Annotated in this window: 14 protein-coding genes; 12 read left to right on the plus strand and 2 right to left on the minus strand. The window is 69.6% G+C overall.

Going from position 1 to position 15,454, the window contains the following annotated elements:
- The first annotated feature begins 150 nt into the window (after nucleotides 1-150).
- From BN1197_RS01575 to BN1197_RS01635, 12 genes are all read left to right on the plus strand, one after another.
- A complete protein-coding gene (locus BN1197_RS01575; protein WP_141397174.1) occupies nucleotides 151-606 on the plus strand; it encodes a hypothetical protein in 456 nt (151 codons plus the stop codon).
- A 113-nt stretch (nucleotides 607-719) separates the two neighbouring features.
- On the plus strand, nucleotides 720-983 hold the full coding sequence (locus tag BN1197_RS01580) for an AtpZ/AtpI family protein (RefSeq protein WP_217991128.1): 264 nt from the start codon (nucleotides 720-722) through the stop codon (nucleotides 981-983).
- Nucleotides 980-1,789, plus strand: a complete 810-nt coding sequence (atpB, locus tag BN1197_RS01585) for a F0F1 ATP synthase subunit A (protein WP_315969794.1) — start codon at nucleotides 980-982, stop codon at nucleotides 1,787-1,789. The genes BN1197_RS01580 and atpB overlap by 4 nt, the downstream gene beginning before the upstream one ends.
- Before the next feature lie 100 nt (nucleotides 1,790-1,889).
- Nucleotides 1,890-2,099 (plus strand): F0F1 ATP synthase subunit C, encoded by a 210-nt coding sequence (locus BN1197_RS01590; RefSeq protein WP_425437364.1) that lies wholly within the window; start codon nucleotides 1,890-1,892, stop codon nucleotides 2,097-2,099.
- 88 nt (nucleotides 2,100-2,187) lie between these two features.
- On the plus strand, nucleotides 2,188-2,802 hold the full coding sequence (locus BN1197_RS01595) for a F0F1 ATP synthase subunit B (protein WP_082043526.1): 615 nt from the start codon (nucleotides 2,188-2,190) through the stop codon (nucleotides 2,800-2,802).
- On the plus strand, nucleotides 2,802-3,614 hold the full coding sequence (locus BN1197_RS01600) for a F0F1 ATP synthase subunit delta (protein WP_040155535.1): 813 nt from the start codon (nucleotides 2,802-2,804) through the stop codon (nucleotides 3,612-3,614). The genes BN1197_RS01595 and BN1197_RS01600 overlap by 1 nt, the downstream gene beginning before the upstream one ends.
- Nucleotides 3,615-3,714: 100 nt before the next feature.
- Entirely contained in the window at nucleotides 3,715-5,346 is a 1,632-nt protein-coding gene (atpA, locus tag BN1197_RS01605) for a F0F1 ATP synthase subunit alpha (RefSeq protein ID WP_040155537.1), read from the plus strand.
- A gap of 108 nt (nucleotides 5,347-5,454) precedes the next feature.
- Nucleotides 5,455-6,378, plus strand: coding sequence for a F0F1 ATP synthase subunit gamma (locus tag BN1197_RS01610; RefSeq protein WP_040155540.1), 924 nt, complete (start codon nucleotides 5,455-5,457; stop codon nucleotides 6,376-6,378).
- Between the two features lie 24 nt (nucleotides 6,379-6,402).
- Nucleotides 6,403-7,860: a F0F1 ATP synthase subunit beta gene (atpD, locus tag BN1197_RS01615; protein WP_040155543.1), complete on the plus strand. Its 1,458-nt coding sequence runs from the start codon at nucleotides 6,403-6,405 to the stop codon at nucleotides 7,858-7,860.
- A gap of 246 nt (nucleotides 7,861-8,106) precedes the next feature.
- Entirely contained in the window at nucleotides 8,107-8,937 is an 831-nt protein-coding gene (locus BN1197_RS01620) for a WecB/TagA/CpsF family glycosyltransferase (RefSeq protein ID WP_082043527.1), read from the plus strand.
- A 184-nt stretch (nucleotides 8,938-9,121) separates the two neighbouring features.
- On the plus strand, nucleotides 9,122-10,783 hold the full coding sequence (locus tag BN1197_RS01630) for a malectin domain-containing carbohydrate-binding protein (protein ID WP_052465845.1): 1,662 nt from the start codon (nucleotides 9,122-9,124) through the stop codon (nucleotides 10,781-10,783).
- A 369-nt stretch (nucleotides 10,784-11,152) separates the two neighbouring features.
- Nucleotides 11,153-13,078 carry a malectin domain-containing carbohydrate-binding protein gene (locus tag BN1197_RS01635; RefSeq protein ID WP_052465846.1) on the plus strand — a complete coding sequence of 642 codons (1,926 nt, stop codon included), beginning with the start codon at nucleotides 11,153-11,155 and terminating at the stop codon, nucleotides 13,076-13,078.
- 36 nt (nucleotides 13,079-13,114) lie between these two features.
- Here BN1197_RS01635 and BN1197_RS01640 read toward each other — a convergent pair whose 3' ends face one another.
- A complete protein-coding gene (locus BN1197_RS01640; protein WP_040155546.1) occupies nucleotides 13,115-14,401 on the minus strand; it encodes a glycosyltransferase family 4 protein in 1,287 nt (428 codons plus the stop codon).
- 59 nt (nucleotides 14,402-14,460) lie between these two features.
- Nucleotides 14,461-15,336 carry a glycosyltransferase gene (locus BN1197_RS01645; RefSeq protein ID WP_052465847.1) on the minus strand — a complete coding sequence of 292 codons (876 nt, stop codon included), beginning with the start codon at nucleotides 15,334-15,336 and terminating at the stop codon, nucleotides 14,461-14,463.
- Nucleotides 15,337-15,454: the final 118 nt, after the last annotated feature.

The following is a 15,454-nucleotide window of genomic DNA, read 5'->3' on the forward strand; positions in this document are numbered from 1 at the left end:
TCCTGGACGCGAAATGGTCGGTCGTGATTCTCCTGTGATAGCTTGACCGTGCTTTGCCCGGTGTTGCGCCGCAGGCCACAGCTCGGATGTGCAAAGCATTCCCACCGCCGATCCGCGGACGACAGGCAGGCCTTCCCCCACGTGAACCTCTTGACGACGACCCGCGCGCGAACCTCGCGACGTGCCGCCGCCTCGACCATGTGGCGACCCCTGCTGGCCGGTGGCCTCGTGCCCTGTCTCGGGCTCGCCCCGGTCGCGGGCGTGGTGGGCTGGACGATGGGCGGAAGCCCCACGGCCTCGAGCGCGCTATTCGGTCTGGGTCTGGCCACCCTGTTCTTCCTCGTCGGGTTCGCGTGCCTGCGTCTCGTCCTGGCCGGCCCGGCCTCTGGCCAGATGGCGGGGGCGCTCGGCGTCTTCTTCGTCCAGGTCTTCCTGCTGCTCGGTCTCGTCGACGTCATCGAGGCCGTTCCCGGTCTCGACGGACGGGCCTTCGCGGTGGGCGGCCTCGTCGCCGCGCTCGCCTGGCAGGCGGGGCAGGCGTGGGCCGTGCTGCGCACCCGTCGCCTCACCTACGGCGACCTCGAGATGCCGGGTGACGCGTCGTGAATTCGCCCACACCGGCCGGGACCGCGTCGGGTCTCTCGGGCCCTCGCGCGGGCTCCACGCTCGCCGAGTCCGAGATCCGTGGGCAGGGGATCGAGACCGAGGCAGCGACGGGTGTGACCGCCTACCTTCTCGCGGGACCCCTGACCTTCGGCGGCATCGGATATGGTCTGGACCGGTGGCTGGGCACGACCTGGATCGTCGCTGTCGGCATCCTGAGCGGCGTGGCTTTGGCCATCTATGTCATCTGGCTTCGATACGGTGACGGAACACCCGCCCCGACTGCGTCGGGTGACCCGTGCCCTGAGCGCCACAACGCGGATCCTGCCTCCTCCGAGGTCGTCTCCGCCGGTATCACAACGAACGAGGAGAGCCAGTGAACGTCATCTCGATGACGGCATCGAGTGCAGTGATGGCCGGCGGTGAGGGGGTCTTCACGCCGCCGAACCCGACGGACTTCTGGCAGCCGCTGATCGGCTCCGGGGCCTGGGCCTTCACCCGTCCGATGGCGCTGCTGCTCATCGCAGGTCTGTTCGTCGGCGGCATGACGCTGTGGATGTCAAGTGGCGCCGCCGCCGTGCCGAGCCGCAAGCAGTACTACCTCGAACTGCTCTACAACTTCGTGCGTAACAGCATCGCGCGCGACATGATCGGCGGAGCCCACTTCAAGCGGTTCCTCCCTCTGCTCTTCGCGCTCTTCACGTTCATCCTCGTGAACAACCTCATGGGCGTCATCCCGCCCTTCCAGAACCCGCCGATGGCGCGGATCGGGTTCCCGATCGCCCTCACCCTCGTGGCCTACATCGCCTACCACTACGTGGGGCTCAAGCGGTACGGCCTCTTCGGCTACTTCAAGCACATGATCCCGCCGGGCCTGCCCCTGTGGATCGCGCCGGTCATCTTCGTGCTCGAGCTCATCACGTACTTCATCACTCGGCCGCTCACCCTGGCCCTGCGTCTCTTCGGCAACATGTTCGCCGGCCACATGGTGCTCGTGCTCTTCATCCTCGGTGGCGAGTTCCTCCTCTTCCACGGAGAGGGCCTGCTCAAGGCCGCCGGCGTCGCCTCGCTCGGCATGGGCGTACTCATGACCGTGTTCGAGCTGCTGATCCAGTTCCTGCAGGCCTACGTCTTCACGCTGCTCACGGCGTCCTACATCGCCACGGCGCTCGCCGACGACCACTGAGTCGGCCTCTCGACCTCGACGCCTCGGCGTCGCGACCACAACCGAATAGCACTCCGAACTCCCGGCGACCCGCGCCGGAACGTCCCACGAAAAGGAACGCATCACCATGACCGGCTCCCTGTCCCTCGTCGGCTACGGCATCTCGACGCTCGGCCCGGCGCTCGCCGTCGGCCTCATCTTCGCCGCGCTCATCAACGGTGTCGCCCGTCAGCCGGAGGCCCGCAACGTCCTCCAGCCGCTCGCCATCCTGGGCTTCGCCGTCGCCGAGGCGCTCGCCATCCTGGGCTTCGTCCTCTACTTCATCCAGTGAGCCGGCGCGCAGCGCGCGCCCACCTCACCACTTCAGGCCGTCCCCGCTTCGGCGGGACGGAGCAGAAGCCCGGTCCTAGGAGAAACCCGTGCACAACAGCCTGACGCAGCACGTCGTGGCGCTCGCACCCGCCGCAGGCGGCGGTGGCGGTGACACCGGCGAAGGCCTGCCGATCCTTCCCCACACCGGGGAACTCGTCTTCGGCCTCGTCGTCTTCCTCGTGCTGCTCGCCGTCATCTGGAAGAAGGTCGTCCCCAACCTCGAGCGTGCGTACACCGAGCGCGCCGAGGCCATCGAGGGCGACATGGGCCGGGCCGAGCGTGCTCTCGCCGAGGCCGAGCAGACCAAGCGTCAGTACGAGCAGCAGCTGACCGAGGCCCGCACCGAGGCCGCGCACATCCGCGAGGAGGCGCGCGAGCAGGGTGCGAGCATCATCGCCGAGATGCGTGGCGAGGCGCAGGCCGAGGCCGCGCGCATCACCGAGACCGCGCACAAGCAGATCGAGGCCGAGCGCCAGCAGGCGTTCACCCAGCTTCGTGGCGAGGTCGGCCGCATCTCGACCGATCTCGCGAGCCGCATCGTCGGTGAGTCCCTGCACGACGAGGCCCGTCAGAAGGGCATCGTCGAGCGGTTCCTCGCCGATCTCGAGGCCGGCGACGTGCGCCGCGAGTCCCTCACGGGACCTGAGGGGAGCGATCGCTGATGGAGGGCCCCTCGCGCGGATCGTGGGCTGCCGCCGAGAAGACCTTGAGCGAGGTCCTCTCCGGCGTCGACGCCCGCACCCTCGCGGGTGAGATCTTCGCCATCGGAGAATCCGTCGACTCCAACCTGCCGCTGCGTCGGGCCCTGTCCGACCCGTCGCGGGACGCCGGCCCCAAGCGGGCGCTCGCGCACTCCCTCTTCGAGGGCAAGGTCTCCCCGGAGGCCCTGCGCATCGTCGAGGAGGTCGCGGCCGGCCGCTGGGCGCAGGAGCAGGATCTCGTCGACGCTCTCGAGCGTCTCGGCATCGACGCGGTCTTCGCGGCCGCGGAGAAGGACGGAGTGCTCGACAAGGTCGAGGACGAGCTCTTCCGCTTCGAGCGTCTGGTCGCCTCCGACCACGAGCTGGCGAGCGCGATCTCGCGGGCCGACGTCGACGCGTCCTTGCGGGCCAAGCTCGTTGTCGACCTGCTGGCCGGGCGCACGTTGCCCGACACGGTGTGGTTGGCGCAGCGCCCGATCCTGCACCCGCGGGGTCGCAAGTACTCGGCGGCCATCTGGCGACAGCTCAAGATCGCGGCCCGGCGCCGACAGCAGATCACGGCGGTCGTCACCAGCGCCGTCGAGCTCGACGACCGGCAGCGGGCCCGCCTCGCCGAGGGTCTGTCCAAGTTGTACGGCCGCAGCGTGTTCGTCACCGGCGTCGTCGACCCCTCCGTCATCGGCGGGCTCAAGGTGAACATCGGCGACGAGATCATCGACGGCACCATCGCGCGGCGCCTCCACGACGTCCGTCGCACCATGGGCGCGGGCTGAGTCCCGACCCCACCGGCGGGCAGCCGCCACCCAGACCACAGCAGCACACCGCTTCTCACCCGGCCCCCGCCGGAGGAGCTGACAGGAGAGAGACGAAACGATGGCGGAGCTTACGATCCGTCCGGAGGAGATCCGGGCCGCACTGGACTCCTTCGTTCAGTCCTACGAGCCCGACGCGGCCACCCGCGAAGAGGTCGGCCGGGTCGTCGACGCCGGTGACGGCATCGCCCACGTCGAGGGCCTGCCCTCGGCCATGGCGAACGAACTGCTGCAGTTCGAGGACGGCACCCTCGGCCTCGCGCTCAACCTCGACGTCCACGAGATCGGTGTCATCGTCCTCGGCGACTTCGCCGGCATCGAGGAGGGCCAGACCGTCAAGCGCACGGGCGAGGTCCTCTCGGTCCCGGTCGGCGACGCGTTCATGGGCCGCGTGGTCAACCCCCTCGGTCAGCCGATCGACGGCCTGGGTGAGATCGAGAGCGAGGACATCCGCGAGCTCGAGCTCCAGGCCCCCAACGTCATGCAGCGCAAGTCGGTGCACGAGCCGCTGCAGACCGGCATCAAGGCCGTCGACTCGATGATCCCGATCGGCCGCGGTCAGCGTCAGCTCATCATCGGCGACCGTCAGACGGGTAAGACCACCGTCGCGGTCGACACGATCCTCAACCAGAAGGCCAACTGGGAGTCGGGCGACCCCGAGAAGCAGGTCCGCTGCATCTACGTCGCCATCGGCCAGAAGGGCTCGACGATCGCCTCGGTGCGCGGCACCCTCGAGGAGGCCGGCGCGATGGAGTACACGACCATCGTCGCGGCCCCCGCCTCCGACGCCGCGGGCTTCAAGTACCTCGCGCCCTACACCGGCTCGGCCATCGGCCAGCACTGGATGTACAAGGGCAAGCACGTGCTCATCGTGTTCGACGACCTGAGCAAGCAGGCCGAGGCCTACCGCGCCGTGTCGCTGCTGCTGCGTCGCCCGCCGGGCCGTGAGGCCTACCCCGGCGACGTGTTCTACCTGCACAGCCGCCTGCTCGAGCGTTGCGCCAAGCTGTCGGACGACATGGGCGCGGGCTCGATGACCGGTCTGCCGATCATCGAGACCAAGGCCGGCGACGTCTCGGCGTACATCCCGACGAACGTCATCTCCATCACCGACGGCCAGATCTACCTGCAGGCCGACCTGTTCAACGCCAACGTGCGCCCCGCGATCGACGTGGGTGTCTCGGTGTCGCGAGTCGGTGGTGCCGCGCAGATCAAGGCGATGAAGGAGGTCTCCGGTCGTCTCAAGCTCGACCTCGCGCAGTTCCGCGCGATGGAGGCCTTCGCGATGTTCGCCTCCGACCTCGACGCGGCCTCCCGGGCGCAGCTCGCCCGCGGTGCGCGCCTCGTCGAGCTGCTCAAGCAGCCGCAGTCCTCGCCCATGCCGGTCGAGGAGCAGGTCGTCGCGGTGTGGGCCGGTACCACCGGCAAGCTCGACGACATCGAGACCTCCGACGTGCGCCGCTTCGAGGCGGAGTTCATCGACGACGTGCGTCGCAACCACGGCGGCATCCTCGAGGCGATCCGCGAGAGCAAGAAGCTCGCCGACGAGACCAAGCAGGCGATGGAAGAGGCCATGGACGCCTTCAAGCGCAACTTCCGTCCGGGCGAGGACAACCCGCAGGTCGCGGTGCAGGACGACCTGGGTGAGGAAGAGGCTCGCGAGAGCGACCAGGAGCAGATCGTCCGTCACTGAGCGGACGACCAGGGGACGGCCGGCCCGCGAGCCGGCACCGGTCGTCCCCGCGGCGGGTGACCGCCGGCAGCATCGAGAGCAGTCACGAACCAGGAAGGGCGGAAACACATGGGAGCGCAGATCCGGGTCTACCGGCAGCGCATCCGCTCCGTCAGCTCGATCAAGAAGATCACTCGGGCGATGGAGCTCATGGCGGCCTCGCGCGTCGTCAAGGCGAGGCAGCGGGTGGACGACACCACGCCGTACTCGACCGCCCTCTCGCGGGCGCTTTCGGCCGTCGCGTCCCACGGTGAGGTGGAGCACCCCATGCTCACCGAGCCGGAGGACCCCAAGCGCGTCGCCGTGCTCGTCCTGACGAGCAACCGCGGCCTCGCCGGCGCCTACGCCTCGTCGGTGCTCAAGGAGAGCGAGCGCCTCATCGAGCGCCTGCGCAGCGAGGGCAAGGAGGTCGTGCCCTACCTCGTCGGACGCAAGGCCATCCGCTACTACAACTTCCGTCACCGCGAGTTCGCGGAGTCGTGGGAGGACTCGACCGACGCGCCCACGTTCGAGACGGCGAAGTCGATCAGCGACACGCTGCTCACGGCGTTCCTCGACAAGGAGAACCCGGGGTCGGTCGACGAGGTCCACGTCGTCTACACGAGGTTCCGCACCATGGTGACCCAGGAGCCACAGAACCTGCGGCTGCTGCCGATCCAGGTGGTCGACGCCGACGAGGCCTCCGACGAGACGCGCGGGCGCACCGCGAAGCCGACCGAGATGCTGCCGCTGTACGAGTTCGAGCCGAACGCCGAAGAGGTGCTCGACGCGGTGCTGCCGCAGTACGTCACCCACCGGATCTACAACTGCCTGCTGCAGGCGGCGGCCTCGGAGCTCGCTGCCCGCCAGCGCGCGATGAAGTCGGCCACCGACAACGCCGACGAGCTCATCAAGACCTACACCCGGCTGGCCAACGAGGCACGCCAGGCGGAGATCACCCAAGAGATCAGCGAGATCGTGGGCGGCGCCAACGCCCTCGCGGACTCCAAGTAAGAGAGAGCAGGGAGTACGCACGGTATGTCTACTTCGTTTGTCGAGACCACGACCTCGGGTGAGACCGAGGGCGGCGTGGGTCGTCTGAGCCGGATCATCGGCCCGGTCGTCGACGTCGAGTTCCCCGCCGACGAGATGCCCGACCAGTACAACCTCCTCTTCACCGAGGTCGACCTGGGCGGGGAGTCCAAGCGCATCAACCTCGAGGTCGCTCAGCACATCGGCGACAACATGGTTCGTGCGATCTCGTTGCAGCCGACCGACGGCCTGGTGCGTGGTCAGGAGGTGCGCGACACCGGTGGCCCGATCACGGTTCCCGTCGGCGACGTCACCCTGGGTCACGTGTTCAACGCGACGGGCGACTGCCTCGACCTCGTCGGTACGGGCGAGCACCTCGACATCAAGGAGCGGTGGGGCATCCACCGTTCTGCTCCGCCGTTCGACCAGCTCGAGTCCAAGACCCAGATGTTCGAGACGGGCATCAAGGTCATCGACCTGCTCACCCCGTACGTCCAGGGTGGAAAGATCGGTCTCTTCGGTGGCGCGGGCGTCGGCAAGACGGTGCTCATCCAGGAGATGATCGCCCGTGTGGCCCGCGACCACGGTGGTGTGTCGGTGTTCGCCGGTGTCGGTGAGCGCACCCGTGAGGGCAACGACCTTATCGTCGAGATGGAGGAGGCCGGCGTCCTCGGGCAGACGGCCCTCGTCTTCGGTCAGATGGACGAGCCCCCGGGCACCCGTCTTCGTGTCGCTCTCTCGGCGCTGACGATGGCGGAGTACTTCCGCGACGTGCAGAAGCAGGACGTGCTCCTGTTCATCGACAACATCTTCCGGTTCACGCAGGCCGGCTCGGAGGTCTCGACGCTGCTCGGCCGCATGCCGAGCGCGGTGGGCTACCAGCCGACCCTCGCCGACGAGATGGGCGTCCTGCAGGAGCGCATCACCTCGACCCGTGGCCACTCGATCACCTCGATGCAGGCGATCTACGTGCCCGCGGACGACTACACCGACCCGGCGCCGGCCACGACGTTCGCGCACCTCGACGCCACGACCGAGCTCTCCCGTGAGATCGCCTCGCTCGGTATCTACCCGGCCGTGGACCCGCTGACCTCGACGAGCCGCATCCTCGACCCGCGCTACATCAGCCGTGAGCACTACGACACGGCCGTGCGCGTCAAGGGGATCCTGCAGCGCAACAAGGAGCTGCAGGACATCATCGCGATCCTCGGTATCGACGAGCTCTCCGAAGAGGACAAGATCCTCGTCAACCGGGCTCGCCGCATCCAGCGGTTCCTCTCGCAGAACACCTACGTGGCCAAGCAGTTCACCGGTATCGAGGGTTCGACGGTTCCGCTCTCGGACACCATCGAGGCGTTCACCAAGATCTGCGACGGCGACTACGACCACATTCCGGAGCAGGCGTTCTTCATGTGCGGTGGTCTCGACGACGTCGAGCGCCAGGCCGCAGAACTGGAGAAGTGACCCACCGGGTCCACACACGACGGGCCTCACAGCGACTCGCTGTGGGGCCCGTCGCGCCGTCCGGGGCGGCGCGCAGAGGCGCTGCGTGACGCGAAGATGACCGCGCGATGACGGCGCAATGCTCATCCGGTGAGGTGCGTGGAGATCTCACGCGTCGCCCCTACTCTGGAAAGTGTTGGACCGCATACGGATCCACGAGAGGTCGTTCACCCGTTCGGCCGTGTCTCCAGCCTGGAGGAGAATGGCATGTCGTTTCCCCGTCGGTCCCATGACCGATCTCCCGGGGTCGCCGCTCGTCGGCGACGCCCTGTCGTCGGTGCTGCCGGGGTGCAGGTGCAGCACTGGGAGCCCGATCCGTTGCTCGACCACCTACGAGACACGGTCGCGGGGGAGACGGCACCGTCGGAGCCGGCGGTGGCGATCGGCTCGATCAACCTCGACCACCTGCACCACTTCGGCAAGGGGCGGATTCCCCTCGAGAACGACCCGGACGAGAGCGGGGTCGACTGGATCATGCTGGCCGACGGCGCGCCGATCGCCGGGCACGCCTCCCGGGTGTCCAAGATCGAGTGGCCGCGCCTCACCGGGGCCGATCTGCTTCCCGACATCCTGCGCATCGCCGAGGACGAGCAGCTCACGGTCGGGTTCCTCGGTGGCACGCCCGAGTCCCACGAAGCACTACGCCCGACACTGAAGGAGCGCTACCCGCGCCTGCCCGAGGTGAGGTTCTGGGCGCCGTCCCGCGAGGTGGTCGACTCGGCCGAGGGATCCGGCCGGCTGGCCGCCGAGATCGACGAGGCCGGGATCGACATCCTCAACGTGGCGCTGGGCAAGCCCCGGCAGGAGCTGTGGATCCAGACCTACGGCGACGCGACCGGAGCCCGTCTGCTGCTGGCGTTCGGCGCCTCGGCGGACTTTCTCGCGGGCAAGGTCTCACGTGCTCCCGGCTGGATGCAGAACCGAGGCCTGGAGTGGGCCTACCGCCTCGTTCAGGAGCCGAAGCGTCTCGCCCGCCGGTATCTCGTGCAGGGCCCGCCGGCCTGGTTGAGGTGGCGTCGCGCACGACCCGTGCGCTGACGCGCGACTCGTGCGCTGAGCTGCGACGTCGTCGCGACGGAGTGCGAATCGGGCGGGCGGGGCACCGTTCGATCGGGGCAGGAATCGGGCGTCACGGCTCATCGTCGGGCCTTCGATGCCGAAGAGATGGGTGCCGCCAGGAGAGCGGACGCATGCTCCACAGCCACGGAAGGCCCCTGCCGCTATGTCTCGTCGTCTGGCCGCACTCACGTGCGGTGTCCTCGCCCTGCCCGTCTTCGTCTCGACCGCTGCGCTCGCGGAGGCCGCTCCGCGTGTCGCGTCGGCGTCCGTGAGCGCGAAGGCTCCCACCCCCAAGAAGAAGCCGGCCCCCAAGAAGAAGCCGGTCGCCAAGAAGTCCGTCGCCAAGAAGAAGCCCGCGCCCAAGAAGCCCGCCGCCAAGAAGCCCGCGTCCAAGAAGCCGGTCGCGAAGAAGGTCGTCAAGGCCGCGCCCGCCAGGTCGGTGTTCACCTCGCGGGTGGTCGCGGCGGCCGGGCCGGTGAAGTCCGCGTCCGGTGCGACCTGGTCCCGCCGTCCTGCGACGCTCGGCTCGTGGAGGACGGGCCGTATCACCGGCGATGTCGCCCGCACGGCGGATGACAACCTCTACCGCACGACCGCTCCCGGGGTGAAGTGGTACCGCCTCGGCGTGCCCGCCCCTGCCACCTACCGCGTTCGCCTGCTGCTCGCCGAGAACTACTTCGATCGTGCCGGCCAGCGCGTCTTCGACGTCAGCGCCGAAGGACGCCGGGTCGCGACCGGGGTCGACATCGTCAAGGCGGTCGGAAAGAACGCCGCGTACGACGTCACGTTCACGGTGCCCGTGCGTGACGGACTCCTCGACCTCGAGTTCACGGCGAAGGCGGATCTGCCGATCGTCTCGGGCGTCGAGGTGACCTCCACCGTCCCGGTCGCCCCGATGCCGGCCCCGCGGCCCAAGGTCGCGCTCTCGCCCGGCAGCTTCTACTACACCGACATCAGCAAGGCGCCGCTGGCCGCCAACTCCGCGGCCGCGAGCGCGCATCTGCTCGCCCAGGTGGAGAACCACTGGGGTGGCGTCGCCGCGCTCAACGCCTACCGGTACAACAACTCCTTCTACGAGGTGCCGCGCAACCAGAAGAAGACCCGCGTCGCGTTCTACGACTGCCAGAAGAAGGGCTACACCCCGTCCGAGCTGTTCAACGGTCCGAAGTACTTCGAGGACGTGCCGATCCCCGCTGACGCGGTTCCCGCCACGGGCACCGACAAGCAGGTGACGATCTACGACCGCGCGGCCGACAAGCTCTGGGAGTTCTGGGTCACGGAGAAGCAGGCGGGTGGCACCTGGCGCGCCTGCTGGGGCGGCCGCATCGACCGTGTCTCGCAGAACCAGGGCATCTTCCCGGCGCCCTACGGCGCCACGGCCTCGGGCCTGGCGATGACACCCGGTGTCATCTCGATCGACGAGTTCCGTCGTGGCCGCATCGACCACGCCATGTATCTCGCGATCATCGAGCCCGCCAAGTGGAGCAACTTCTCCTGGCCGGCCAACCGCACCGACGGGCACTCGACCGACCCGAACGCCCTCATGGAGGGGCAGCGGGTGCGCCTGGATCCCGAACTCGATCTGTCGACGATTCCGATGACGCCCGTTGCTCGGATGATCGCCGAGGCGGCGCAGAAGTACGGCTTCGTCGTCACCGACAGAGCGGGCGCGGTCGCCGTCGTCACCGAGTCCGGCAACGCCGAGAAGGCCCGCACGGGCGTCAACCCGTGGGACAAGCTGCTCGCCGGCCCCGACTACCAGGCCATGCAGGGCTTCCCCTGGGCCTCGATGCAGGTCCTGCCCAAGGACTACGGCAAGCGCTGAGCCGGTGAGTCGTCGCGACCGCGACGTGTTCACCCTGCCGTCGACCTCGCCGGAGACCGCCCGACGGTCGGCGCCCGGCAGTCGATCCTGCCGGTGACTCTCCGATCGCCCGCACCACCCGTCGGGAGGTGACGATCGCCTGCTCGCCCGATGACCCCGCCCGCCCCACGGGCGGCGACCCGTGGTCGCCGCCCGTCTCCCAGCGGGGGAACGCTGAACGGTTCCCCGCACCCCCACCCACCCTCGCGCCCAGCGCGCGCAACTCTTCCCGGTGCCCTCGCCGCCGTTCTCGCATCCCTGCTCGCACTCCTGGTCGCCTCGCCGGCTGCCCCGGCCGTCGCCCAGGAGCCGGCACCCTTCGTCTCGCGCATGACGGCGCGGTGGACGCCCTACACCGACAGCACCGGCGTCAAGTGGGACCCGCGATCGTCCTCCTTGGGCACCAACCGCTCCACGCTCCTGCTGCAGAACGCCGACATCATCGGCACCGAGCGGGACGACCTCTACCAGGTGGGCGCCATCGGCGTGACCGGTTACCGGCTCGCCGTGCCGCGCCCCGGCACCTACCAGGTGCGTGTGCTCACCGCCGAGCCGTACTGGAGCGCCCCCGGCAAGCGCGTCTTCGACATCTCCGCCGAGAACCTGCCCGCCGCGAGCGACGTCGACATCTTCCGGTCCGTCGGCAAGGGCACCGCGTTCGACGTGTCGTTCCTCGTGGGCGTCGCCGACGGCACGCTGGACCTGCGCTTCACCGCGAAGGCCGACCTCGCGGTCGTCACCGCCATCGAGGTCACCGAGGTGAAGGAGGCACCCGTCCCGCCGAAGAAGGTGCAGACGTTCGCCTCCCGCATGGTGGCCGCGTCCACCGACGTCGTCGACTCCGCCGGCAACACGTGGCGTCGCCGCGGCCCGGGCTTCGGCTCAACGCGTCTCAACACCAACCTCGTCGGCAAGGAGGTCGCGAACACCGAGGAGGACGCGCTCTACCGGACCTCGGCGTTCGGCATGAAGGGGATGCTGGTCCCCGTCTCCGCCGCCGCCGACTACCGCGTGCGTCTGCTGCTCGCCGAGGGGTACTGGACCGAGCCCGGCAAGCGGGTGTTCGACGTGCGCGCCGAGGGGAAGACGGTGGCCACGGGTGTCGACATCGTCGCCGCCGCCGGACCTCGCGCAGCCCATGACGTGGTGTTCGACACCCCGGTCACCGACGGCATGCTCACCCTCGAGTTCCCGGCACGGGCCGATCTTCCGATGATCGCCGGGATCGAGGTCACCTCCACCGATCCCACGGCGGCGATCGACCTCCCGTCGGCCTCCCTCATCCCCCTGAGCGGCTCCAGCGTGTTCCACCAGGACCTCACGAACGCCCCCCGCGCCGAGAACTCCGGGGCGGTCATGGAGCGCCTGCGCAAGAACATCGACGGGGGCTACGGCTACTCCGCGGGCGTCAACGCCTACCAGTACAACTCTGCGTTCTACACCGCGACGCCCACCACGCCCCGCCACACGGTGAGCTTCTACGACTGTCAGAACAAGGGCTGGATCCCGACGAGCCTCTACGACGGCCCGCGCTACTTCGTCGACGTGCCGATCCCCGACGGGGCCGTGCCCGCGACGGGGACCGACGCCCAGCTCGGCGTCTACGACCCGAGCACCGACCAGCTCTGGGAGTTCTGGGTCATGCGCCGCACGTCCACCGGCGGATGGGAGGCGTGCTGGGGCGGGCGGATCGACGACGTCAAGAGCTCGCACGGCGCGTTCCCGGCACCCTTCGGCGTCTCCGCCTCCGGGCTGGCGATGGCAGGTGGCGTCGTGAGCATCCAGGAGGCCGCCCGGGGCCAGATCGACCACGCCCTCTACCTCACGGTCACCGAGGCGAAGGCGCTCGGGTTCAGCTACCCGGCCAACCGCACCGACGGGCGCACCGACGCGGAGGACGTGCCCATGGAGGGTCAGCGACTGCGCCTCGACCCGTCGATCGACGTGACCACGCTCGGGCTGACGACCTTCGGGCAGGCCGTGGCGCGAGCCGCGCAGAAGTACGGGTTCATCGTCTCGGACATCGGAGGGGCCGTGGCGATCGCGACCGAGTCCGGCCGCCCCGACGAGCGCCGGACCGGCCTCAACCCGTGGGACGTGCTCCTCGGCGGGCCGTCGTACCTGGCCCTGGCGAAGTTCCCGTGGGAGCGCGTCGAACTCATCGAGGCCGACCACGGCAAGCCGGAGGACGCGCCGAGCGAGCCGACGCCCACCACCACGCCGACCGCATCCGCCACACCGACCGCTACGCGGTGAGGAGTCTGCCGCCCACCGATCGGTGAACGACGCGCGTCAGCGCGCCGGACGTACTCCCTGCAGGAACCGCGCCATCGCCGGTCCGGTCACCTCGGGAACGAACTCGGCGAGGATCGTCTCGCGACCCGCCCGGCCCATCTCGCGGCGCCGGGCGGGATCGCGTGCGAGATCGGCGATCGCGTCGGCGAGCAGGTCGGCCCGCCCGGCCGGGACGACGCGTCCCTGCACACCGTCCTGGACCATCTCGCCGACGGCCGCGATCTGCGTCGTCACCACGGGGATTCCCGTGGCCATGGCCTCCATGAGCACGACGGGCAACCCCTCGGAGAAGCTCGGGAGCACGAAGACGTCGCTCTCGCGGTAGAGCTCGGGCAGGTGGTCCTGACCCACCGGACCGACGAGCTCGACCCGCTCGCCCAGACCCCGCGCGCGGATGGCGGTGTCGAGCGAGTCGCGCAGGTCGCCGGCCCCCACGATCCGAGTCGTCGTGGGCACGCCCTCGTCGGTGAGCCGGCCGATGGCGTCGAGCAGCACGGGGGAGCCCTTCTCCGGTACGAGCCGGCCGACGTACAACAGGCGCAGCGGCCGGCCGGTGGCGTCCCCACCCCCCGCAGACGGATCATCCGTCTGTCGGGCCTGCATGGCCGCGTCGTCGGCGGGCCGGTAGCGCGCCGCGTCGACGCTCATCCGGACGACGTCCATCTTGTCCCAGTGATCCGGCTCGACGAACCGCATGAGCTGGCTGCGGCAGAAGTCGCTGATGCAGGCGATGCCGTCGGCCGAGCGCACCTTGGCCGGCAGGTCGAACGCCTCGACGGCCTCGAACTCCGTCGGCCCGTGCATGGTGAGGGACCACCGCCACGGCGAGCCCGGCCCGTCCTCGACCTGCCCGAGGTAGGCCACCAGGCGGGCGACATCGCTCGCGACGTTGGCGAAATGCGCGTGGACGTGCGTGATGCCCCGTGCGCGCAGGCGCTCGTACAACAGGACGGCCTCGGCGAGGTAGAAGAGCTGCCACGTGCGGCCCTTCGGCGTCCGGGGTCCGGAGGCGAGGGCGCGCCGCAGCCCTGCCGCGAACACCCGGGGGTTGCGCCGACCGAGGCTCGCGTGTGCCCTCGCCCACGTCGACAGGGACGAGCCGCGCAGCGTCGGGGTCTGCTCGGCGTCCTCGCGCATGGCCTCCGAACGCAGTTCGTCGGGCGGGCAGGGCCGCACGCTGAACGTGGCGACGTCCACCCCGGCGTCACGGACGGCACGCACCTCCCGCTCGATGAACGTGTGCGACAACGCCGGGTACTGGCTCGTCAGGTAGGCGACGGTCATGGTGGTCCCTTCTTCGACCGATCGTGTCTGCCGGGATGCGCCGCGGCTTCGGAGGCTCGTCAGCTTCGGGTGGAGTCGTCGCGCTCCCACGTACCGGCGTGTCGGGCGCTTCGACGCCGGGCTCGCGCGCGGGCGGCGAGGGTCACCGCGAGGTACACGGCCACCGATGGGGCGAGGGTGGGCCGGCGGCGAAGGAGATCCACGAGCGCTCGGCCGGTCGAGGTGGTGCTCGCGGCGAACTTCGCGTCGTCGTCGTGGGCGGCCAGGCCCGCGTTGCCCTTGGCCACTCGTACCCGCACCGCGAGCAGACTCTTCAGGGTGCGCGGGGCGGCGACGGTGAACGTTCCCGAGGTCACGCGCCGCTCCTCCGGGGCGAAGAGGCGTTGCACGTAGAGATCGTCGGCCACGAGGTCGGGAAAGCGCTCGAAACGCTCCCGCCCGGCACGCGACAGCCCGTACACGCCGAGCCCGACGAGACCGTCCTTGACGTAGGGCAGCTCGGAGAACACCCGGTAGAAGGCGCGCACCGGCCACGAGGAACGCGACAGGTCGAACCGGATGCGGGGCGCGGCCACGAGCGGCTCGGGTCCCGAGAGGGCCGCCACCAGGGCCGGCAGCGCCTCCGGCGACAGTGCGATGTCGGCATCGAGATAGATCCGGGGGAACGCCGAGGCGGCCCCGTCTCCCTCGTTGAGGGCCAGCGACTTCGATCCGATGGGGATGTCGAGGACCGTCACCCCGCGATGGCTGCGCGCCACGTCGGCCGTGCGGTCGTGGCACCCGTTCGCCGCGACGACGACCTCCACGCGGGGGGACGAGCCGGGTTGCGTGTGAGGCGTCAGGGCCTCCAGGCACCGGCCGATGACGCGCTCCTCGTCGTAGGCCGGGATGATCACCGCCGCATCCGCGCTCGTGCCGTCGTCACCAGCGTTCACGACCCGACTCCTCTCAGCGGCATCGTCATTGGGTCCTGCAGCATCGACGCCAGCCTAGCGGCGTGTTCGGCCCGGCCCGGGGACGGCACTAGAGTGAAGAACGTGTCGACTCCGATCC

It is taken from the genome of Mobilicoccus massiliensis (genome assembly GCF_000826525.2).
Taxonomy (GTDB): Bacteria; Actinomycetota; Actinomycetes; order Actinomycetales; family Dermatophilaceae; genus Mobilicoccus; species Mobilicoccus massiliensis.